General features: G+C 42.9%; 21 protein-coding genes, 1 pseudogene and 1 other annotated feature. Of the genes and pseudogenes, 16 read left to right on the forward strand and 6 right to left on the reverse strand.

The genetic code is table 11. The annotated features are described in order from the left end of the window. Positions 1-177: 177 nt before the first annotated feature. The 3 genes from ACFSMW_RS12815 (at position 178) to murB (ending at position 3,261) form a co-directional block, all read left to right on the forward strand. Positions 178-876 carry a SurA N-terminal domain-containing protein gene (locus tag ACFSMW_RS12815; protein ID WP_390356196.1) on the forward strand — a complete coding sequence of 233 codons (699 nt, stop codon included), beginning with the start codon at positions 178-180 and terminating at the stop codon, positions 874-876. Between the two features lie 222 nt (positions 877-1,098). Next, entirely contained in the window at positions 1,099-1,914 is an 816-nt protein-coding gene (locus tag ACFSMW_RS12820; RefSeq protein WP_390356198.1) for an alpha/beta hydrolase, read from the forward strand. 429 nt (positions 1,915-2,343) lie between these two features. After that, positions 2,344-3,261, forward strand: a complete 918-nt coding sequence (gene murB, locus ACFSMW_RS12825) for a UDP-N-acetylmuramate dehydrogenase (protein ID WP_390356200.1) — start codon at positions 2,344-2,346, stop codon at positions 3,259-3,261. Positions 3,262-3,356: 95 nt separating this feature from the next. Here murB and ehuA read toward each other — a convergent pair whose 3' ends face one another. The 4 genes from ehuA to ehuB all read right to left on the reverse strand — a co-directional run bounded on the left by ehuA (position 3,357) and on the right by ehuB (position 6,513). Then, complete coding sequence (gene ehuA, locus ACFSMW_RS12830) at positions 3,357-4,172, reverse strand: ectoine/hydroxyectoine ABC transporter ATP-binding protein EhuA (protein ID WP_390356202.1); 816 nt, start codon at positions 4,170-4,172, stop codon at positions 3,357-3,359. Positions 4,173-4,178: 6 nt separating this feature from the next. Continuing rightward, positions 4,179-4,880, reverse strand: a complete 702-nt coding sequence (gene ehuD, locus ACFSMW_RS12835; RefSeq protein ID WP_390356203.1) for an ectoine/hydroxyectoine ABC transporter permease subunit EhuD — start codon at positions 4,878-4,880, stop codon at positions 4,179-4,181. Beyond that, complete coding sequence (locus tag ACFSMW_RS12840; protein ID WP_390356205.1) at positions 4,880-5,509, reverse strand: amino acid ABC transporter permease; 630 nt, start codon at positions 5,507-5,509, stop codon at positions 4,880-4,882. Before ACFSMW_RS12840 ends, ehuD begins: the two co-directional genes overlap by 1 nt. A 140-nt stretch (positions 5,510-5,649) precedes the next feature. Further along, the gene (ehuB, locus tag ACFSMW_RS12845; protein WP_390356207.1) at positions 5,650-6,513 is read right to left on the reverse strand and encodes an ectoine/hydroxyectoine ABC transporter substrate-binding protein EhuB; all 864 of its coding nucleotides are present in this window, start codon (positions 6,511-6,513) and stop codon (positions 5,650-5,652) included. Between the two features lie 430 nt (positions 6,514-6,943). Between ehuB and ACFSMW_RS12850 the strand changes: the two genes are divergently transcribed. The 6 genes from ACFSMW_RS12850 (at position 6,944) to ACFSMW_RS12875 (ending at position 11,407) form a co-directional block, all read left to right on the forward strand. Beyond that, on the forward strand, positions 6,944-7,858 hold the full coding sequence (locus tag ACFSMW_RS12850) for a ketopantoate reductase family protein (RefSeq protein WP_390356209.1): 915 nt from the start codon (positions 6,944-6,946) through the stop codon (positions 7,856-7,858). A 156-nt stretch (positions 7,859-8,014) separates the two neighbouring features. Continuing rightward, entirely contained in the window at positions 8,015-8,179 is a 165-nt protein-coding gene (ytzI, locus tag ACFSMW_RS12855) for a YtzI protein (protein ID WP_390356211.1), read from the forward strand. Between the two features lie 139 nt (positions 8,180-8,318). Further along, positions 8,319-9,293 carry a Gfo/Idh/MocA family protein gene (locus ACFSMW_RS12860; RefSeq protein WP_390356213.1) on the forward strand — a complete coding sequence of 325 codons (975 nt, stop codon included), beginning with the start codon at positions 8,319-8,321 and terminating at the stop codon, positions 9,291-9,293. A gap of 74 nt (positions 9,294-9,367) precedes the next feature. Further along, entirely contained in the window at positions 9,368-9,856 is a 489-nt protein-coding gene (locus ACFSMW_RS12865; protein ID WP_390356215.1) for a DUF456 domain-containing protein, read from the forward strand. Between the two features lie 16 nt (positions 9,857-9,872). After that, positions 9,873-10,706, forward strand: a complete 834-nt coding sequence (thiD, locus tag ACFSMW_RS12870; protein WP_390356216.1) for a bifunctional hydroxymethylpyrimidine kinase/phosphomethylpyrimidine kinase — start codon at positions 9,873-9,875, stop codon at positions 10,704-10,706. A 149-nt stretch (positions 10,707-10,855) separates the two neighbouring features. Then, a complete protein-coding gene (locus ACFSMW_RS12875) occupies positions 10,856-11,407 on the forward strand; it encodes a cysteine hydrolase family protein (RefSeq protein WP_390356218.1) in 552 nt (183 codons plus the stop codon). Positions 11,408-11,622: 215 nt separating this feature from the next. On the opposite strand, the gene ACFSMW_RS12880 is transcribed toward ACFSMW_RS12875, so the two are convergent. Continuing rightward, positions 11,623-12,237 (reverse strand): NUDIX hydrolase, encoded by a 615-nt coding sequence (locus tag ACFSMW_RS12880; protein ID WP_390356220.1) that lies wholly within the window; start codon positions 12,235-12,237, stop codon positions 11,623-11,625. Between the two features lie 313 nt (positions 12,238-12,550). Between ACFSMW_RS12880 and ACFSMW_RS12885 the strand changes: the two genes are divergently transcribed. From ACFSMW_RS12885 to ACFSMW_RS12915, 7 genes and pseudogenes are all read left to right on the forward strand, one after another. Next, positions 12,551-13,582: a S66 family peptidase gene (locus ACFSMW_RS12885; RefSeq protein WP_390356442.1), complete on the forward strand. Its 1,032-nt coding sequence runs from the start codon at positions 12,551-12,553 to the stop codon at positions 13,580-13,582. A gap of 145 nt (positions 13,583-13,727) precedes the next feature. Beyond that, positions 13,728-13,962 (forward strand) — a binding site (T-box leader). Between the two features lie 90 nt (positions 13,963-14,052). After that, complete coding sequence (gene proS, locus ACFSMW_RS12890; protein ID WP_390356222.1) at positions 14,053-15,492, forward strand: proline--tRNA ligase; 1,440 nt, start codon at positions 14,053-14,055, stop codon at positions 15,490-15,492. Between the two features lie 263 nt (positions 15,493-15,755). Further along, positions 15,756-16,928 (forward strand): M20 family metallopeptidase, encoded by a 1,173-nt coding sequence (locus ACFSMW_RS12895; RefSeq protein WP_390356224.1) that lies wholly within the window; start codon positions 15,756-15,758, stop codon positions 16,926-16,928. Between the two features lie 33 nt (positions 16,929-16,961). Further along, positions 16,962-17,726: a transporter substrate-binding domain-containing protein gene (locus ACFSMW_RS12900; RefSeq protein ID WP_390356226.1), complete on the forward strand. Its 765-nt coding sequence runs from the start codon at positions 16,962-16,964 to the stop codon at positions 17,724-17,726. Between the two features lie 70 nt (positions 17,727-17,796). After that, positions 17,797-18,456, forward strand: coding sequence for an amino acid ABC transporter permease (locus ACFSMW_RS12905; RefSeq protein ID WP_390356227.1), 660 nt, complete (start codon positions 17,797-17,799; stop codon positions 18,454-18,456). Further along, the gene (locus ACFSMW_RS12910) at positions 18,449-19,171 is read left to right on the forward strand and encodes an amino acid ABC transporter ATP-binding protein (RefSeq protein WP_390356228.1); all 723 of its coding nucleotides are present in this window, start codon (positions 18,449-18,451) and stop codon (positions 19,169-19,171) included. The genes ACFSMW_RS12905 and ACFSMW_RS12910 overlap by 8 nt, the downstream gene beginning before the upstream one ends. Positions 19,172-19,202: 31 nt before the next feature. Continuing rightward, positions 19,203-19,370: pseudogene (locus tag ACFSMW_RS12915) on the forward strand (Ger(x)C family spore germination C-terminal domain-containing protein); the annotation flags it as partial. A 55-nt stretch (positions 19,371-19,425) separates the two neighbouring features. Here the strand turns inward: ACFSMW_RS12915 and ACFSMW_RS12920 are convergent. After that, a complete protein-coding gene (locus ACFSMW_RS12920) occupies positions 19,426-19,899 on the reverse strand; it encodes a glutathione peroxidase (RefSeq protein WP_390356230.1) in 474 nt (157 codons plus the stop codon). Positions 19,900-20,087: the final 188 nt, after the last annotated feature.

Here is a 20,087-nt window from a genome sequence, read left to right on the forward strand (position 1 = left end):
TATCCAATAGGATGTCCGGGTTTTTTGTGTATCATTTTGATATGTATCATCTCCGACAGGGAGATAAATGTGGCAAAAGTATGGAAAATGAACAACAAATTCTTGGACGGGTTGCATTTTACATATACAATATGTTTATATAGAATGCATAGGATCAAAGAAATGAGGGTTATACACATGAAAAAGTTCAGCATTATCATCATGGCACTTGTTCTCGTGCTGACACTCAGCGCATGCAAGAGCAAAGACAAGGCTGAAAAACAAGACAAGACTGCTGATAAAAATACACAGCAGGAAGTAAAAGTAGGCAAGGACGAAGTTGTTGCTGACGACAAACCGGTCGTTGATATAAATAACCATCAAATTCTTGGCGGCCATTACAATACGATGTACGTACAGACAAAGATGCAGCTGCATCAATACGGCCAGGATGTCAATGATAAGAAATCAGTTAAAAAACAAACTTTGGACGGACTGATTGCGCAAGAATTGTTGAGGCAGGAAGCTGTATCCAAAGGTATTAAGGTTTCAGATAAAGATGTGGATCAGGAATTGCAAAAGGTCAAAGAAGAGAATAAAGAGCAGTTCAAGGACTATCTGAAGCAATTCAAGCTGACGGAAAAAGACTACAAGGAACAAATAAAATATAGTATGATTTTGAATAAATATGTGGATAAAGAAGTGAAGACACCTAAAGTGACAGATAAGGAAGTCAAAGATACTTTCAACACATTGAAAAAGCAAAACAAAGATATGAAGTTCGATGATGTGAAGGACAGTATCAAGCAATCACTAGTGCAGCAAAAACAAAATGAAGAGCTCCAAGCAAAATTAAAAGACCTCAAAAAGGATGCCAAGATTAAAAAACGGATATAAAAATTTCGGGTTTGCCACTGCTTCTTTACATAGAAGCAGTGGCTTTTTTGCGTTTTAGGAAATGGAATGTTTCTTTCAAATATCGCTGCTGGCTTGATATATACCGATGTGATGCTGTTGCGATTGAGAATGCTGCGCAGAGGGAATGGAAAAATAGATTGTAGAAATACGACAATAAGATGCTATAATGAATTTGGTTCCATTTGGGGAGGAAGAATACGTATGACTAGGAAATGGATCGTTATGCTCCTTGCCGTACTGGCATTGGCAGCTTCTGTTTTTTTATTGGTAAAGGATAATCCCGGCACAGCTAATACCAAGGGCTATAAAGTGCCGCCGACTGTGTTTATTCATGGATATAAAGGGACATATAATTCTTTTGGAAATATGTTGAACCGTTTTGAAAACAATTATAAATGGGGCGACAAGATGCTAGTGTATTACATTAGCCCGAACGGACGCCTTCAAGTCGATAACATGGGGTACAATGGTGAGAAGCCGGCTTTTGTCCAGATTGTGCTGGAAAATAATCGCGCAACGTTCAAAAACAGTGCATACTGGCTGTCCTTGGCTCTGCACCATATGAAAACCCATTACCAAATAGACAAAGTATACCTTGTCGGTCACTCGATGGGCGGGATTGTTTCTGTAAAATATATGGAGGATTATCAGAACCTGAAAAATTTTCCGCAGGTCAATAAATTTATTGCCATTGGCAGCCCGTTTAATGGTATCTATGATAAAAAATATTTTCAGCTGCATCATGATGCAGCAGCGCATGATTTGAATCCGGGTTCAAAAGCCTTGATGGACTTACGAAGAAACAAGGATGATATACCTGATAATATTGAGGCGCTCAGTATATCGAGCACAGGGGACCATGTTGCTGAGGCAGATAGTGTTAAAGGACTTCAAAAAATATTCCCTGCTCCTCAGTTACAGCAGAAGGTGATCGCAGATGAGCACCTTGGACATAGCATGCTTCATGAAAGTAAAAGAGTGGATTTTTTGATTCATGATTTCTTATACGGGGATTGAGCGTTACGGTTGCTGAATCTGTGTGTATTTTTTCTTAGGGTATTTCTATAATGTGGAATTCTCCTGTGGAAAGGTATATCTTTTTTTCGTACAATATATAAGTAAGTGAAATTTCATCAATATTGGTGGAGGAAAAATATCGCCTTATGTGATTCCGCTATACCACCTTCGACTTAGTGTTTTTAATCGTGTAAAAGGTGAGGCAATCGGAAATCAATATAGGCACGGGATAGGGTGCTGCTTGACACGTATTTAAAGTACTGTCATGTTTTAGACTTTAGATATGAGCACAGGGAAAACTGCGTTGCGCAGGCCGAATTAACAAATAGTATGGAGGCTTTGGGCCCTATTGAATGATCATTTGTAATTGTAATCTGCAAATGTAACGGGTTATGATATGCCTGGAAAATGGTAAAGGGAATGATTGGGATGGCTAATCTGGAAATGTATGATAAATTGACAGCTATTACAGCGAAAGAAAATGTAATGGTTGATGAGTATTTGAAAGACCACACGTACACACACTTGGGAGGGAAAGCTGATTTTTTCATCACTCCACAAAATTACGATGAAGTCCAGCATGTCGTCAAGCTGGCAAATAAAGAGGAGATTCCCTTTACACTGCTTGGCAATGGGTCGAATCTGATTGTCAAGGATGGCGGGATTCGAGGTATTGTGATGAACTTGCATCATCTTGATCATATTCATTCAGAAGGAAATAGACTTTATGCCCAAAGCGGCGCAAGGATTATCGATGCTTCCAGAGCTGCTTTGGATCAAAGTTTGACGGGACTGGAATTTGCATGTGGTATCCCTGGTTCTGTAGGCGGGGCGTTGTATATGAATGCCGGGGCATACGGAGGAGAAATCAAGGACTGTCTGGAACGGGCAATTGTTGTCGACCGAAACGGGCAGCTGCTTGAACTGGCAGCGGAAGAACTGGATTTATCTTACCGCACGAGCAATATACCAACTAATGATTATATTGTTTTAGAAGCAGTTTTTCTTCTTGAAAAAGGGGACTCCGCTGAAATAAAGGCCGTGATGGATGATTTGACGTTTAAGCGCGAGTCGAAACAACCTTTGGAATATCCTTCTTGTGGCAGTGTTTTCAAACGTCCGCCAGGCTTTTTTGCCGGAAAACTGATCCAGGACAGCGAGTTACAGGGGAAACAAATTGGCGGAGCACAGGTTTCCAAAAAGCATGCAGGCTTCATCGTCAATATAGATAGCGCGAGCGCGAAGGAATATATCGATTTAATTCATTTCGTACAAAAGACAGTAAAGGATAAATTCGGTGTCAGACTTGAACGCGAAGTTCGTATTATCGGTGAAGATCCGCAGTGATAAAGGTTGATATTGCATAGGGAGACCTGCAAAGCGGGGAGCAGCTACACAATGAAACAGGCATTTGGCTAATTAGCCAAATGCCTGTTTCGTGTTCAGGAGGAACGGAACCTGCTTAAAAAGCTAGCCAGCCGTTCATTTTTCGAGTGCTCAAGGACTTCGCACGGTGTGCCTTCTTCCGCAATGACGCCTTTATCAAGAAAGACGATCCGATCGGCAATTTCACGGGCGAATTCCATCTCGTGGGTAACGAGTACCATCGCCATCTCGCCATCCCTGGCGATGTCACGGATGACTGCAAGTACTTCCCCGACCAGTTCTGGATCAAGCGCTGAAGTCACTTCGTCAAACAACATGATCTTTGGTTTCATGACCAGGGCTCGGGCCATAGCGACGCGCTGCTTCTGTCCACCGGAAAGCTGGCTTGGAAAATTGTCCAGTTTATCGCCCAGCCCGACCTTTTCCAGCATCTCTACAGCATCCTGTTCGGCCTGTGCCCGCTTGGTTTTTTTGACATGGATTGGTGCAGTCATGCAGTTTTCCAGTATTGTCATATGGGGAAATAGATTGAAATGTTGAAAGACCATTCCTATTTCCCCACGCACATTTCGTAAATGCTTCTCACTGGCACGTACGAACTTGCCGTCTTTTTTCATATGCCAGAGATTTTGGCAGTCAACAATGATTTCGCCTTCGGTCGGTTCCTCCAGTGTCATCAGCATGCGGATGATGGTTGTTTTACCTGAACCGCTTGGTCCGATCAGGGCTACTTTTTCCGCAGGTTTGATGTCCAGGTTGATGCCCTTGAGCACCTTTGTTTCTCCAAAGGATTTGTGGACATTTTCATACTTGACAATTGGTTCGACTGAATCAAGGACTGGTTGCGGTGCTGCTTGTGTACTTGCTTCCATTCGAAATCACGCTCCTTTCATTTCATTGACAACTGCTTTCTTATCAAACCGGGTATTCATTTTTACTTCCAGCCTCCGGAAGAAAATCGAACAAGGATAGCTTAACACAAGGAAGATGATAGCGACGATGGTCAATGACTCAAGATAACGGAAATGATCAGCGCCAAATGTATTGGCGTAATATAAAATGCCAGTCATGCCGATTGTAGCTGTCAGTGGCACCTCCTTGAACATGATGATCAGATAATTGCCGAGCATCGGGATAGTCGGCGGGATGGCTTGAGGTAGGATGATTTTCAGCCACTTCTTTCTGGTCGTGAAGTTCAAAGCTTTTGATGCTTCCCATTGGCCTTTGTCCACGCCTTCAATGCCTGCGCGATATACCTCGGCGATATAGGTGCTGTAATGGATGCCAAGCCCCAGTACGCCGCTGATAAACGGACTCAGGGTGACTCCGACACCGGGGACCATTGGCCAGGCATAAAAGATGAAAAATAACTGGACCAGCGGCGGTGTGGAGCGAATGAATTCCATCACCCATGATACCACCAAGCGAACAGCTTTGTACGGGATTCGCTTGAAAAAGGTCCACATAAAACCGAATACCAGGGCAAAGGCATAGCAGGCAAAGGTGAGCCCGACTGTGTAACCTAATCCTTGCAGGACATAGGGGAAGGCTTCTGTAAAAACGTCCCATTTCCAATTCATCAGTTAGCTACCCCCTTTTTCGAGAATTTTTCCATCTTGCGAGTCAAAAAGATCAATGGCAGGGCCAGAATGAAATAGAATACGAGGACAAGCAGATACACGGTTGGTGCCATCGCAATATTCGTGCTCCGCAGGATATTGCCGTGATAGAGAATATCCGTCATGCCGATCAATGAAACAAGCGATGTCGCTTTGAGAATCTGAATCAAATAATTGCCGAATTCCGGCAGCATCATACGGACTGCCTGGGGCAGAATTACCAGGCGCATGCGCTGGAAACCGCTCATATTCAAAGCGGTCGCCGCTTCAGTTTGCCCTTTGTCCACGGCGACGATAGATCCCCGGACAATTTCAGACATGTAGGCGCCATAGTTAAGGGCAATCGCCAGTACACCGGCCATCATATTATTGCCGATATGGATATCGAACAGCATTGGAATGGCGTAATAAAACCAAAATAGCTGGACAATCAGCGATGTCCCGCGGAATACTTCTACATAAAATCCGGTGAATTTACGTAAAAGTATGTTGTTGGATTGTCGGCAAAGTCCGGCGATAAAAGCGATGGCATATGCCAGTATCGCGGAATAGACCAATACCTGGATCGTGATGCCGATCCCTTTAAGCAATGTGGGGAACACTTCAGTTATTGCGGAAATAGCAATCACCTCTCTGTCAAAAGCACAGGGCCCGCCTCCCAGGTTAAAAGGGAGCAGACCCTGTGGCGTTTTTGGTAGGAAAATAGATGTATCATTTGTGGCAAATACGCTTACTTAACCTCGCCTTTACAGATCTTTTCTGTCGTAATACTGTCATCGTTAACACTGTTCGTTTCGCCGTTAAAACTGTTTTTTTCCAGAAGCTCAGCGACGGTTCCGTCTTTTTTAAGTTTTTTCAACGCCTTATTGTATGCTTTCAGCAGTTCTTCATCATCCTCGTTAAATGCTGCCGCCCCATAACTTGGCACTCCCTCGACATCCGGCTGCTCGAAATCCTCGACAAATTCAAGTTTGTCATTATTAGCGGATTCCAGTGCCATTTTGATGGTCATCTCTGTCCCAGTCGTCACGTCCGCTCTGCCGGATTCCACAGCGGCGAAAGTTGCAGGAATATCCGGTGCACTTTGAATCTGCTTAGGGTCAACGCCTTCAGATTTCATGAAGCCATGCTCCGTGGCCCCTTCCATGATTGAAACCTTGATATCTTTATTTTTGGCTACATCCTGATAGCTTTTCAGATTTTTCGGGTTCCCTTTTTGGACGATGAACCCTTCTCCGTACTGCATTTCAGGCTCACCGAATGCGACGTTCTCGCAGCGTTCTGGTGTGATCGCCATCCCAGCGGTTATCACATCAAACTGGCCGGCATTCAGTCCGGAAACAAGCTGACTGAAATCAGACAGTTTGCCGTCAACTTTGTCGATGCCCAGCTCTTTGAATACTGCCGTGGCGATGTCAACTGCAGCTCCTTTAAGCTTGCCGTTTTCTTCATACGCGTACGGTTTTTCATTGGCGAAGCCTACAGTCACTTTCCCGTCATCTTTCAGTTTGTCCAACGTGCTTTCACTGGAACCACAGGCTGCTAGGCTTGCAAGGGCAATTCCTAATATTGTTGCGAGAAAAAATTTCTTCACTAATAAACCTCCCCTATATAATCAGGCATCCATGTATCTTTTTGGATGATTGATGCAGACATATTTCTATATTACCGATACAGGAAAATTCATTCAAACCGGATATTTCAGTTTTAACCAAAAATAAACGGCATTTGGACATGTGAGAGCAATCAATCTGACGAATGCGGATATATCCTAACGTATCATGCCATTTCCTAAAGAATCCCCAATATTTCTTCGGAAATTGCATCAGGAATAGATGACAGAGTGTGCTAATCTGGCATGTATGGATGAAAGTGCACAAAAACGAAGTTGCATTTCCAAAGATAGGCAAGAAGGAATAAATTCTTTCCAGGAGCGGGATATATTGAAGATTTCTCGGTGGACATTTCCATGCTCGATAGGTACGATGTACGTAATGACAATATTCAGCCAAGGGGGATTTCGTATGCATATCGCAGTGATTGGCGCTGGGGCATTAGGTGCGTATTACGGCGGCAGATTTCAGGAAGCCGGTGCGAAGGTGACTTTTCTGGTTAGAGAAAAGCGAGCAGCGCAAATCAAAGAAAAGGGATTGCAGTTAAAGAGCAAACTTGGGGATTATGAAATAAAAAATCCGGCAATCACTACGAGGGCAGAAGATATTGTTGATCCGGATGTCGTTTTGTTAAGCGTGAAAGGTTACCATTTGCCTGGTACCATGAAAAGCCTGCAAACGCTGGCGAATAATGGCGCGTATATTTTGCCTGTTCTCAATGGGTTGGAGCATATCGGCATGCTGCAGGAAGCTGTAGGAAAAGATAAGGTGCTAGGCGGTCTTTGCTTCATCATCGCAACACTTAATGAAAATGGGCATGTCGTTCACAGCAGCAAATTCCACCGTCTGCTATATGGTGCACTGGAGCCAACACAGACGAATATTTGCCAACGCCTGGATGAACTGACAAAGCATGCGAATATGGAAAGCCTGCATTGTGACGATATCATGCTGGAGCTTTGGAAAAAGTATATGTTTATTACTGCTTTTTCCGGTATTACAACTGCTGTTAACCTGCCAATTGGACCAATTCGCGAAAACAAGGAAACATTTCGTGTTGCAGAAATCATTTTGGACGAAATGAAACAGCTCGCCAATCAAAGCGGTTCAGAAGTAACGAAAAAGGATGTAGAGGATGCCAAGAATGGTCTGTTAGCATTGGATGCGGAAGCAACTTCTTCCATGCATCAAGACCGTCGAAAGGGGCTAACATTGGAGGTCGATCATCTGCAGGGAGGAGCGCTGCGGTTGGCCAAGGCAAGAGGAGTGGAAATCCCTTATACTGACGCTGTACATGGGATGATCAAGCCATTCGAGAATGCTTAGTAAATCATCGCTTCAGTGCTTAGCCAAAATGAAACCATCTGATTTCCGTAAATGATTGCTGTTTTTGTATGAAAAAACCTTGAATGCCTTGCTATTTTTACAAGTTTTAGTTTTAATAGGGTTATAGGTTTTATATGTAAGGGAGACTGTACACACATGGTGGCCTATATTATTGGCATGGTAGCAATTATGCTGGTGGTCTTGGCAATGACCTTATATGCTATTACAAAAGGGTATGCGTACAAGCACACAATTGACCCGAAGCCGGAAGATGCCGAAAACGGCACAAACCATCAGCAAACAGATAAACTTGATGCTTAATTTACAAGCCGATGATGTTTCGCGGCTTGTTTTTTTTGACAGGACAGTCAGTCAATGCGGCGGAAAAAAGTATTTATTGTGTGCCGGGATGATGGCAAGGCAGTATGGATGAAAAAATTATTGAAAGGGGCATGAATATATGAAGTTCTCAACTATCGGTACTAGCTGGATTACGGAAATGTTTATTGAAGCTGCAAAGCATATTCCAGGCATGGAGCTTGAATCGGTCTATTCTCGAAGGCAGGAGACGGCTACGGCATTTGCTGAAGTAAATGGCGCGAAAAAAGCTTATACTAATTTGAAGGATATGCTAAAAGATGATGCTGATTTAGTTTACATTGCATCCCCAAATGTGTTGCATGTCGATCATGTGCTGGCGTGCTTGGAGCATGGAAAGCATGTATTTTGCGAGAAGCCGCTTGCATTTACAAAGAAACAGATGGAGCAAATCATAGCAAAAGCAACAGAAAAACAAACGTTTGTTTTTGAAGGGTACAGACACTTGTTTTCTCCAAACTACCATATCTTGAAAGAAAATTTACAAAAAGTCGGTCAGGTTCGCAGTGTGTTGCTTCAATATGTTCAATATTCCTCCCGTTATGATGCTTTCAGAGCAGGTGATATTCCAAATGTATTTTCTAAGGAATTCGCAGGAGGGGCGTTAATGGACCTAGGGGTGTATCCATTGAGCATGGCAATCGACTTGTTCGGGGAACCTAAAGATATTGCTTATTTTCCGGTATTTCTCCATAACGGTATAGATGGAAGCGGGACTCTGACTTTAACATATCCAGACTTTGTGGTCACCATCTTGACCTCCAAAATAGCCCAAGCAACCATTCCATCAGAAATACATGGAGAAGATGGTACATTGACAATGGATCACATTGCGCCTATCGAAAAGCTGACCTTGAACAAAAAGGAAGCAAAAGAACCGGAAGAATTAGCAGTAGAGCAAAAAGAACTGGATATGATCTACGAAATCGAGAAATTTAAAGATATGATAGAAACAAGCGACATGACGCTTTGCCGGAAGTATCTGCAAAGAAGCTTGCATGTAGCTAAATGGACAGAAAAGGCCAGACTGGCAAATGGGATTGTTTTCCCGGATTAAGCATGATTCTTTACACGTGACGATACTTACTGTCCCAAAAATTAAATTCATATTTACAGGCAGGTGATGCTGATATGGTGCTTTTCATCCATATCATCATATGGATCTTGATTGTTGGTTTGTTTATAGGAAGTTTTGCGGGACTTGTTTTCCCGATTATCCCATCAAGTTTGCTTTTGTGGGTGGCCTTCCTGCTTTATCATTTTGGCATTGATCATCAGGCGCTCGGAATGTTTTTCTGGATTATCATGGGTATATTCACCCTCATTTTATTTGTCTCTGATATGATGGCTAACAGCTATTTCGTGGAAAAATCCGGCGGCGGAAAATGGGCGAAGCGGCTAGCTGCTATGGGCGTTATCGTAGGCTCGTTCGTAGTGCCGCCATTTGGTATCATCATCGTCCCGTTCGTGGCTGTTTTGGTTATTGAAATGCTTCAGCAGCAAACGTTTGGTACGGCAGCCAAAATAGCGACTGGCTCATTGATCGGTTTTCTTGGTGGAACGGTTGCAAAAGTGATTCTGCAATTTGTGATGATTGTAGTATTTTTAATCATGATATAGAGAAAGGGTGTTTCGAGTGCACTATCCAGCTAGAGCAATGACAATCGCCGGATCGGCTTCAGGGGGAAGTGCCGGGATCCAGGCAGATTTAAAGACCTTTCAGGAATTGGATGTGTACGGGATGAGTGTTGTGACGGCGATTGTCGGCCGCCATCCCGGGACAGGGAGAAATGTACATCCGATGACGATCGAGTCGATTGAGGCCCAGTTTGCGACTGCAATGCAGCAAGTTGGAGCGGATGCGTTGAAAACAGGGATGTTGTTTTCTGCGGAGGTGATCGAGACGACTGCGATGCTTCTTGGGCAGTCGGATATAGAACGAATTGTCGTTGACCCCGTCATGGTCGGGAAATTGGACTCTAAGTTATTGGCTGATGATGCTATCACAGCATTGCAGGAAAAATTAATTCCGATGGCGACGATCATCACTCCGAATATGCCGGAAGCTTCCGTTATGCTCCATGGAAGGAAAATAGAAACAGTGAATGATTTAAAACAGGCAGCATTCGATTTGCATGCACTTGGCAGTAAATATGTTCTTGTAAAAGGCGGCAGATTGTCAGGACCTGCGGTAGACGTGTTGTATGATGGAGAGATGTTCACATATCTGAAAGCACCGCGCATTGATACGGTCAATACAAGCGGAGCAGGCTGCAGCTATTCGGCAGCGATTGCAGCTTGTCTGGCAAAAGGAAAATCAGTCGAAAAAGCGGTACACTTAGCGAAAAGCTTTGTAACGACAGCAATCACCTACGGATTCTCTTATAATGACATGGTAGGTCCTACCTATCATGCGGCACAACGTAAATTTGGGGGAGCGCATGACATCAAAGTATGGCAGGAGAAATGATGCGTTTTGCAGGTCATCGGTTTTAAAGCAAGGAAGGAATAATAGACCTTGCCCTATACAAGACCAGACTCGGTATGCAGGAAATGGAATGAATACCGAGTCTAAAAAGTCTGGCTGAAGGAAAGAAGTGGATCAGGGAGGAATGGGGAATGGGGAAGCAGGCATTATTGAATATTGATTATACGTATGATTTTGTGGCGCCGGATGGCAAATTGACATGTGGAGAGCCGGGACAGGCATTAGAAGATCGTATAGCGGAATTGACAAAAGAATTTATTGACAGAGGTGCGTTTGTTGTGTTTGCCATAGACGCCCATCATGAAGGGGAAAGGTTGCACCCAGAGACAGAGTTGTTTCCCCCGCATAATATTGTTGGGACGCCGGGTCGTAAACTGTATGGTAAATTGGAAGCGGTTTATCGGGAGAACAAGGAGAAAGAAAATGTGTATTATTTCGATAAAACACGCTACAGCGCCTTTACAGGAACGAATTTGGAATTGAAATTACGGGAAAGAGGTATTGAGGAGCTCCATCTTGTCGGGGTGTGCACGGATATTTGCATTTTGCATACCGCGGTCGAAGCATATAATAAAGGGTTCAACATTGTCGTACATCAGGATGCTGTTGCTAGTTTTAACCAAGCTGGTCACGAATGGGCCTTAGGACATTTTAAACATATACTTGGGGCTGAAATGATATAAATGACAGATATGATAAACAAGCCGATTTCAGGCGGTGGATAATGCCATTTTTGTTATATTGATGTTGCAAAAAAAACGTACCTCTATTGCATTGTGTAAAAAAGCTTGGAATGCAGCTATCAGCTATCAATAGAATTCTTTAGTTTCTATTGATATGGTATATACTGTCTTGTTCCAAGCCTTTTTAAAATGCCGGGTATTAGGTTGTGACAATACTACTTAACCAGTGTTACAAAATGATGCAAAATCTTCGCTGTCAATCCCCAAATGGTCCGATCTTCATATTGGTAGAAGAGTTCTTCTATATGTCGAACCTGCCAGTTATAATCTTTCCCGCCAACGATTAAATCGTAGGGGAAATCCTCCTCTGGAAGCGCCTGCAGTTTGACAAGGTGCTTTAAAGGTTCATTGTTCAGGAAAAATTGCAATGGTACCGTAAAGGTTTCACCGACTTCAGATGGATTCGGTGCTATTCTTTCCGGATGCTTGATCACACCGGCAAAGGGATAGATAACCCGTCCGAAATCAGAAACGATATAGTCCAGTGGCTGGAGATTTTCGATATCCAGCCAACTGATACCAAGCTCCTCTGTGGTTTCTCGTATTGCACAATATTGAGCTGATTCATCGGTTTGATCCATTCGGCCGCCAGGCAAGCATATGTCTCCGGGCTGGCTTCTCAATGACATCGATCTAACTTCAAATAATATATGGGTCTCACCATCTATATCCAAAAGCGGTAAAAGAATAGCAGATTTCTTAAATGCATCATAGCCCATCATGGCAGGTTTGCGGTTACTGATCTTATCTAGTATTTGCGCGGCTTTCAAATAATCCCCTCCATATGATTCTATAATCTAGTATATCGGTTTTCAGGTGGAAAAGACCAAGGAAAACTTTTGTGATTTGTAGCGTATTGGTACATCATATAATATAAAAAAAGATGTGTATTGCTGCGAAGCAAAAGCAGCATGGAAAGCGGAAGGTTGTAATGGAAGTGACCATTGAAAAAACATGTTCTTTGATCTCATGAATATTTATAGGGTATAGGTAATATGTAAAAGTGATTTTTAGATAGTTAAAAAGTTCTGGAAAGATATTGCCAGGAATAGGTTAATAAATTGGGGGAAGGGTGTGACTGCCATGCTTATCAAACCTAAGAAACTGCTCCAAGGAGACCGTGTAGCGACAATAAGCCCTTCTTGGGGAGGGGCAGGGGAGCCGCAAATCAGATGGCGTTATGAACAGGGTGTAAAACGATTGGAAGAAATTTTTGGACTGGAAGTTGTTCCGATGCCAAACAGCTTAAAGGGTGAGGAGTATCTTTACCAGAATCCTAAAGCCCGGGCTGAAGACTTGATGATGGCCTTCAGGGATGAACGTATAAAAGGAATTATCGCCAATATTGGCGGGGAGGACAGCATCCGCTTGCTGCCGCATATTGATTTTGATGTGATCCGTGAAAATCCGAAAGTCTTCATGGGATATTCCGATGTGACTGTTTCCCACCTATTTTGTCACAAAGCAGGTATATCTTCGTTTTATGGTCCAGCTATTTTAACAGATTTTGCAGAGAATGTGGCGATGGATCCGTATACGATTGATATGGTAAAGCGGACACTTTTTTCCAACAAAGTGATTGGAGATATTCAGTCCGCAGCGAATTGGACAAGTGAACGTTTGGAGTGGTTGGAAGAAAACAGGTACAAACGGCGGACGATGCAGCCAAATGGCGGTTATGAAGTACTGCAGGGGTCAGGGGTTGTGAAGGGAAGCTTGATTGGTGGTTGTATGTCTGTGCTTGAATTTGTGAAAGGAACGGTACTGTGGCCCGATGAAAAGTATTGGGAAGGCTGCATTATTTTCTTTGAAACATCGGAAGAAAAGCCGCATCCCGATTCTATTAGGTATTGGCTGAGAAATTATGCTGCGCAAGGAATTTTACAAAAAGCGAGCGGCATGATTTTTGGTAAGCCACAGGATGAGGCTTATTATGATGAATATAAGCATGAAATACAGCAAGTGATGAAAGAATATGGAGTGGAGGATTTGCCAGTTCTTTACAACATGAATTTTGGCCATACCGAGCCGAAATTCATTTTGCCCTATGGTGCGTTGGCTGAAATTGATTGTGATAAGAAATCTTTTGCGATTTTGGAAAGCGGTACAGAATGAGGGAAAAATCAGGATTTTAGATGCTGTGACAAATAGCTTGTGATATGTGAAAGCCTACTTTCTATGTGTAAAAGAAACATAAAATAAGTTTAAATCCTCACACGCTTGACTTTTCATATACTTACGTCATATAGTTGAGTTAATAATTGAAACGATGAAAAGGATTAGTACCGTTCTGCAGTCTTTTACAGAGAGGAAAGGGTAGGTGCAACTTTCCAAAGACAGGGATGGGAACCTGCCTTCGAGTTCGCTTTTTGTTGATTTCTCCTTTTAGGCTGGATCAACAAAAAGCGCGGGTCTGTCCGTTATCAAATGAAGTGTGTCAACGCAGTTTTCGCATTGGCAAACAAGGGTGGTACCACCAATCCTCGGTCCCTTATACGGATGGAGGTTTTTTTGTGTTCGCGGATTGAAGGACAGAACCTGGTACTTGGAGGGAAATCCCTATCAAAATAAAAGAGGTGTTCAGATTGGGTAAGAAGAATAAGGATTTCGTGGAGAAAATCACAGCCATGGAGGATGATTTTGCGCAGTGGTATACAGATGTGGTGAAGCAGGCACAAATGGTTGATTATGGTGCTGTACGCGGAACCATGATCATCAAGCCGTATGGTTTTGCAATTTGGGAAAATATCAAGAATGAATTGGATAGACGTTTTAAAGAAACAGGCCATCAAAATGTATATTTCCCTTTGTTCATTCCAGAAAGCCTGCTGCAAAAAGAAAAAGATCATATTGAAGGATTTGCACCGGAAGTGGCTTGGGTGACCCACGGCGGAGATGAAGAGTTGGCAGAACGTCTAGTAGTACGTCCTACGTCAGAAGTGTTATTCGGCGAATACTACGCTAAAAATATCCATTCCTATCGTGATTTGCCCATGTTATACAATCAGTGGGCTAACGTGGTTCGCTGGGAAAAAACTACTCGTCCGTTCCTGCGCACATCAGAATTCCTTTGGCAAGAGGGACATACATGTCATGCAGACCAACAGGACGCCGAAGAAGAGACAAAACGCATGCTGGAAATCTATGCGGAAATATGTGAAAAGTACCTCGCTATCCCACTTATAAAGGGTCGCAAAACAGAGAAGGAAAAATTTGCGGGAGCAGATTATACGCTGACGATTGAAAGTTTGATGCATGACGGCAAAGCATTGCAGTCCGGAACGTCGCATTATCTGGGAACGGGATTTGCAGATGCCTTCAATATCAATTATTCCGATAAGGACGGCGAAACGAAATTGGTTCATACGACTTCCTGGGGAATGTCTACAAGAATCATTGGCGGGTTGATCATGATGCATGGAGATAATCGTGGATTGGTTGTACCGCCGAAAATCGCACCAATACAGGCAATGATCGTTCCGATTGCTCAGCATAAAGAAGGGGTTCTTGATAAGGCATACGAGTTGCGTGATCAATTGAAAGACTTGATACGTGTAGACATCGACGCCAGTGACAAGATGCCAGGCTGGAAATTCAATGAATATGAGATGAAAGGGATCCCTGTCCGTATTGAAATGGGTCCGAAAGATATGGAGAAAGAACAGGTAGTGCTTGCTCGTCGTGATACAGGTGAAAAGGAATTTGTAGCCCTGACAGATTTGCACACACGCCTGCCGAAACTGTTGGAAGAAATTCAACAGAACTTGTTTGATAAAGCGTTGGTTCACCGCGAGGAAATGACCACTGTAGCGAAAAATTTGGAAGAATTCCAGAAAGTGCTAGATGAAAAGGGTGGCTTTATCAAAGCAATGTGGTGTGGAGATCAAGCTTGTGAAGAAAAAATCAAGGAAGATTGCCAAGCAACTTCCAGATGTATTCCTTTTGAGCAAGAAGAAGTCAGCGACTCATGCGTCTGCTGTGGAAAAAAAGCGAAAGAACTTGTTTACTGGGCGAAAGCATATTAGGCTATGTCCGTATATCTTCATGTATCGAAAAAGTTTTCCAAATACATCAGTTTTCAGTAAGTTGAAATGCGGATATGTATACCATGTCCGCATTTCTTTTTTTATCTTTCGGGAGGAGAAACGTCATCATCGAAAAAAGCAAGGCAGAGGTGGATTCCCTGCATAGCGTGGTACTTTAGTCAAAAATAAGTATTGCAAATAGATATGGAATTGTGTTATAAATATACATAATAACTTATAAAAATACAAAACAGGTGATAATAATGAAGAAATTAATGAATAAAGAAATGCAACAAATAGAGCCGAAACTTTGGGAAATCGTAAATAAACTATATGAACATCCTGAACTTGGCGATCAAGAATACAGGTCTTCACAGCACTTGATTGATATTCTTATGGAACATGGTTTCCAGGTTGACAAAGGGATTGCCGGCAGAAAGACTGCTTTTAAAGCAACATATTCCAGTGGAAAACCGGGACCGACGATTGCATATCTCGCTGAATATGATGCCCTTCCAGGTGTGGGGCATGGGTGTGGCCATAACTTGATTGGCACAATGAGTACTGGAGCAGGAGTGCTTCTTAGCAAATGCATCCAACAAACCGGCGGCACAGTGGTCGTGCTTGGTACTCCGGCGGAAGAAACCAACGGCGCCAAAGTGCCAATGAGTGAAGAAGGGGTCTTTAATGGTATAGACGCTGCCATGATTGTTCACCCGAATGGTGATTCTTATCGAAGCGGAAAATCCCTGGCTATGGATGCCATTCAGTTTGCTTACACTGGCAAAAGCGCTCATGCTGCATCTGCCCCGGAGAAAGGGGTTAACGCCTTGGATAGTGTGATTCAGCTATTTAATGGCATTAATGCTCTGCGTCAACATGTACCGTCATCGGTGCGTATTCACGGAATCATTGCAGATGGCGGAAAAGCAGCCAACGTTGTCCCCGATTATGCAGTGGCCCAATTTTATGTCAGGGCGGAAGAACGCCTTCTATTGGATGACGTGGTGGAAAAAGTAAAGAATATAGCAGAAGGTGCGGCGCAAATGACGGGTGCAAAACTGGCAATCTCGAATTACGAGTTAAGCTACGACAATATGATTACAAATGAGGCAATGTCTGCTGCATTCACAGATAATCTGCAGAAAGTGAGCGATTTGCCGATTTTTCCAGCAAAAGAAGGCAGCGGATCTATCGATATGGGAAATGTCAGCCATGTCGTACCGGCGATTCATCCCTATATTGGCTTGAATGATTCCAGTCTTGTGGCGCATACGAAAGAGTTTGCAGATCAAACCATCAGTGAGGATGGACATCAGACATTGATATCTGGTGCCCTGGCCCTGGCAGGAACTGGATATGATTTGTTAACCGATTCTGCATTACTTGAGAATGTTAAAAATGAATTTGCTGAAAAAACGACAAAGCAATCATAGTTACCCCAAATATACACTAAAGGAGAAAACATCATGAAAAAATGGTCTATAGGAATTCTCATTATATTATTAACGGGCATGCTTGCTGCCTGTGGCAATAGTAAACAAGCAGAAGGAAAGGATAAGAAAATATTGGAGCTGGCAACTTCTGCTGATTTTCCGCCATTTGAATCCCATGATAAAAGTGGCGATATTGTTGGATTTGACATTGATTTGGCGAGCTATATCGCTAAACAACTTGGTTATGAGTTAAAAGTGAAAGATATGAAATTCGATGGCCTTATCGGCGCACTGCAAGCCAACCGTGTAGATATGGTGATGGCAGGGATGAGCGCGACAGAAAAACGCCGCAACAATGTTGATTTTTCCAAGGAATATAATCGCTCTGGGGAAATGTTCATTTTCAAGAAAGGAAAACAGTTCCGTGACCTGGAGGGTTTAAAAGGAAAAACCATCGGTGTTCAGCTTGGTACTATTCAAGCTGAAGGGGCTGATAAATTGGCGGAAAAATACGGTTTTACCGTGAAGAAACTGGATAGCGCTAATATTATCGCAGAGGAGCTTGCTTCCAACCGCATCGATGTAGGCTATTTGGATAAAACAGTAGCAAAAGGATTTGTGAAGAAACAAGATTTGAATGGATTTGACGACCCGACCACGAGTTCCCCGGGGATGGGGATTGCTTTTCCAAAAGGCAGTGGGTTAACGAAAAAGGTAGATAAAGTGATTGAGAAAATGGAAAGCAACGGGGAATTGGACAAATTAAAGAATAAATGGCTGGCTGACTATCAGGAGTAAGGATACAGGGCATATCCCTTCAGGCAAGCTTAAAATCTGTTGATAAAAATGTTTGGAAAGAGGTGGCGGCATGAATTTGGACTTTTCGCAAATCGTGCCATATATTCCTTATATGCTGAAAGGGATATGGGTAACATTAAAGTTTGTCATGATGGCAATCTGTATTGGTTTTGTACTGGGGACAATCTTATCTTTATTTAAAATTACTAAAATAAAAATTTTAAAAGTAATAGCAGATGTCTACACATCTATTTTCCGCGGAACCCCGCTTATTTTGCAGCTTATGTTGTTTTATTTTGCTGTACCGCAGTTGAGCGGCTATGATATCTCGCCATTTTTGTCAGCAATCATGGCATTTGGCTTGAATTCAGCTGCTTATGTATCAGAAATCATTCGTGCAGGAATCATGGCCGTTGATCGTGGCCAAACGGAAGCAGCGCAGGCACTAGGTGTTCCTTACAGACAAATGATGGTGAACATTATATTGCCGCAAGCGTTGAAGAATATTTTGCCCGCTTTGATGAATGAATTCATCACACTAACGAAAGAATCCGCAATTGTGTCTGTCATAGGTTACGTGGATTTAATGCGCCGAGCACAAATTGTCGGTGCGGATATTTACCGCAATTTCGAACCACTGCTATTTGCTGGTTTAATCTATTGGATAATGGTATTCATTCTGACTAAAATCGGCAAAATGGTTGAACGGAGGCTTCATTACAGTGATTAAGGTAGAAAACTTATGCAAGGATTTTGGCGAGAATAACGTGCTGCAAGGTATCACCACGACAATCCAGGATGGAGAAGTTGTTGCAGTTATCGGACCATCGGGGTCAGGGAAGTCAACTTTTCTGCGCTGTTTGAATTTGCTCGAAGAACCGACTTCCGGCGATGTATCAATTAATGATCAGAAGATTACCGCACCCAAAGTAAATAGAGCTTTGGTTCGTAAAAATATTGGCATGGTATTTCAGCATTTTCATTTGTTTGGTCATATGACGGTGCTGGAAAACATCACATATGCGCCGATGAAAGTGAAAAAGATGAACAAAAAAGAAGCAGGGCAGTTGGCTTTGGAGCTGCTAAGGAAGGTTGGGATGACAGACAAGGCAGACGCCTATCCGAATCGTTTATCAGGCGGACAAAAGCAACGTGTGGCCATTGCAAGGGCTTTGGCAATGGAGCCGGAAATCATGCTGTTTGATGAACCAACTTCTGCGCTTGACCCGGAGATGGTTAAAGAAGTATTGGATGTCATGAAGGATCTAGCCAATACCGGTATGACCATGGTTATTGTCACGCATGAAATGGGATTCGCCAGAGAAGTGGCAGATCGGATCTTGTTTATGGCAGAGGGGAAACTTGTAGAGGAAGGTGTCCCTGAAACGTTTTTTAAACAGCAGAAAACAGAACGCGCCCGGAACTTTCTGGCCAAAATCTTATAATATCAGAGTACAGTAAAATGAATTCAAAGCGGATTACTTTGACTTTGGGCAAGCTTTACACCGTGAATACCCATCTTGCTGGAAAAAAACTGAAAACAATTGGAAGCCCCTATTTTCCAAAATGCCAATTGATATAGAAGTGACTTTTCAAATAAAAGAAACCGACGTCGTGAAGAACAGCGAGGATCGTCCTCACTAATCTAAAGAAGAGTCATCACTCAGATGAATAGGCACATCTGAGTGATGTGTTCTTCCTACAATGCCTTTTCAATTTCTTCAGCGAGGCTTTCCGGTTTGGTTTGTGGTGCGAAACGCTGGAGTACTTCCCCGTCTCTGCCAACAAGGAATTTAGTGAAATTCCATTTGATTTGCTTGCCCATCATTCCCTTGGCCTCATTCGTCAAATAGTTATAAAGCGGATGCGCTTGCTTTCCTTTGACATCGATTTTAGCAAACATGGGGAAGGTAACACCGTAGTTTAGCTGGCAAAATGACTGTATTTCATCATTGGAGCCAGGATCCTGGCTTGCAAACTGGTTGCAGGGAAATCCAAGTATTTCCAGACCTTTATCATGATATTGCTCATAAAGTCCCTGTAAACCTTCTAACTGTGGAGTGAACCCGCATTTGCTTGCTGTGTTGACAATCAACAGCACATAGCCTTTATAGTCCGCCAGACGCTTTTTTTCTCCTTTGATTGTTTCTGCCTGAAAATCATATACGTTCATTTTTTGCCTCCTTTATCAAAGGATACATGCAGTTATACAAGGTGTCAAAAGGGTTGTCCCGTCGTGGATATACAAAACGCAAAGGAAACTGCTTTTATATGGAATCCACACGTTTTAGACAGCATTGCACACTTTTATTTATGGCCAAAGATGTATGATGCAAGGGCAGCGAAAAAAGAAATGATGCC

This window comes from Tigheibacillus halophilus (genome assembly GCF_042683165.1).
Classification (GTDB): Bacteria; Bacillota; Bacilli; order Bacillales; family Amphibacillaceae; genus Tigheibacillus; species Tigheibacillus halophilus.

Bases quoted from the DNA above. Each gene is read 5' to 3' on its own strand.
- ACFSMW_RS12885 (WP_390356442.1), top strand. From the start codon at position 12,551: ATGCTTATCAAACCTAAGAAACTGCTCCAAGGAGACCGTGTAGCGACA.
- ACFSMW_RS12865 (WP_390356215.1), top strand. From the start codon at position 9,368: ATGGTGCTTTTCATCCATATCATCATATGGATCTTGATTGTTGGTTTG.
- ACFSMW_RS12875 (WP_390356218.1), top strand. From the start codon at position 10,856: ATGGGGAAGCAGGCATTATTGAATATTGATTATACGTATGATTTTGTG.
- ACFSMW_RS12815 (WP_390356196.1), top strand. From the start codon at position 178: ATGAAAAAGTTCAGCATTATCATCATGGCACTTGTTCTCGTGCTGACA.
- ACFSMW_RS12920 (WP_390356230.1), bottom strand. From the start codon at position 19,899: ATGAACGTATATGATTTTCAGGCAGAAACAATCAAAGGAGAAAAAAAG.
- ACFSMW_RS12860 (WP_390356213.1), top strand. From the start codon at position 8,319: ATGAAGTTCTCAACTATCGGTACTAGCTGGATTACGGAAATGTTTATT.
- ACFSMW_RS12905 (WP_390356227.1), top strand. From the start codon at position 17,797: ATGAATTTGGACTTTTCGCAAATCGTGCCATATATTCCTTATATGCTG.
- ACFSMW_RS12900 (WP_390356226.1), top strand. From the start codon at position 16,962: ATGAAAAAATGGTCTATAGGAATTCTCATTATATTATTAACGGGCATG.
- ehuA (WP_390356202.1), bottom strand. From the start codon at position 4,172: ATGGAAGCAAGTACACAAGCAGCACCGCAACCAGTCCTTGATTCAGTC.
- ACFSMW_RS12895 (WP_390356224.1), top strand. From the start codon at position 15,756: ATGAAGAAATTAATGAATAAAGAAATGCAACAAATAGAGCCGAAACTT.
- ehuD (WP_390356203.1), bottom strand. From the start codon at position 4,880: ATGAATTGGAAATGGGACGTTTTTACAGAAGCCTTCCCCTATGTCCTG.
- ACFSMW_RS12850 (WP_390356209.1), top strand. From the start codon at position 6,944: ATGCATATCGCAGTGATTGGCGCTGGGGCATTAGGTGCGTATTACGGC.
- ytzI (WP_390356211.1), top strand. From the start codon at position 8,015: ATGGTGGCCTATATTATTGGCATGGTAGCAATTATGCTGGTGGTCTTG.
- ACFSMW_RS12820 (WP_390356198.1), top strand. From the start codon at position 1,099: ATGACTAGGAAATGGATCGTTATGCTCCTTGCCGTACTGGCATTGGCA.
- murB (WP_390356200.1), top strand. From the start codon at position 2,344: ATGGCTAATCTGGAAATGTATGATAAATTGACAGCTATTACAGCGAAA.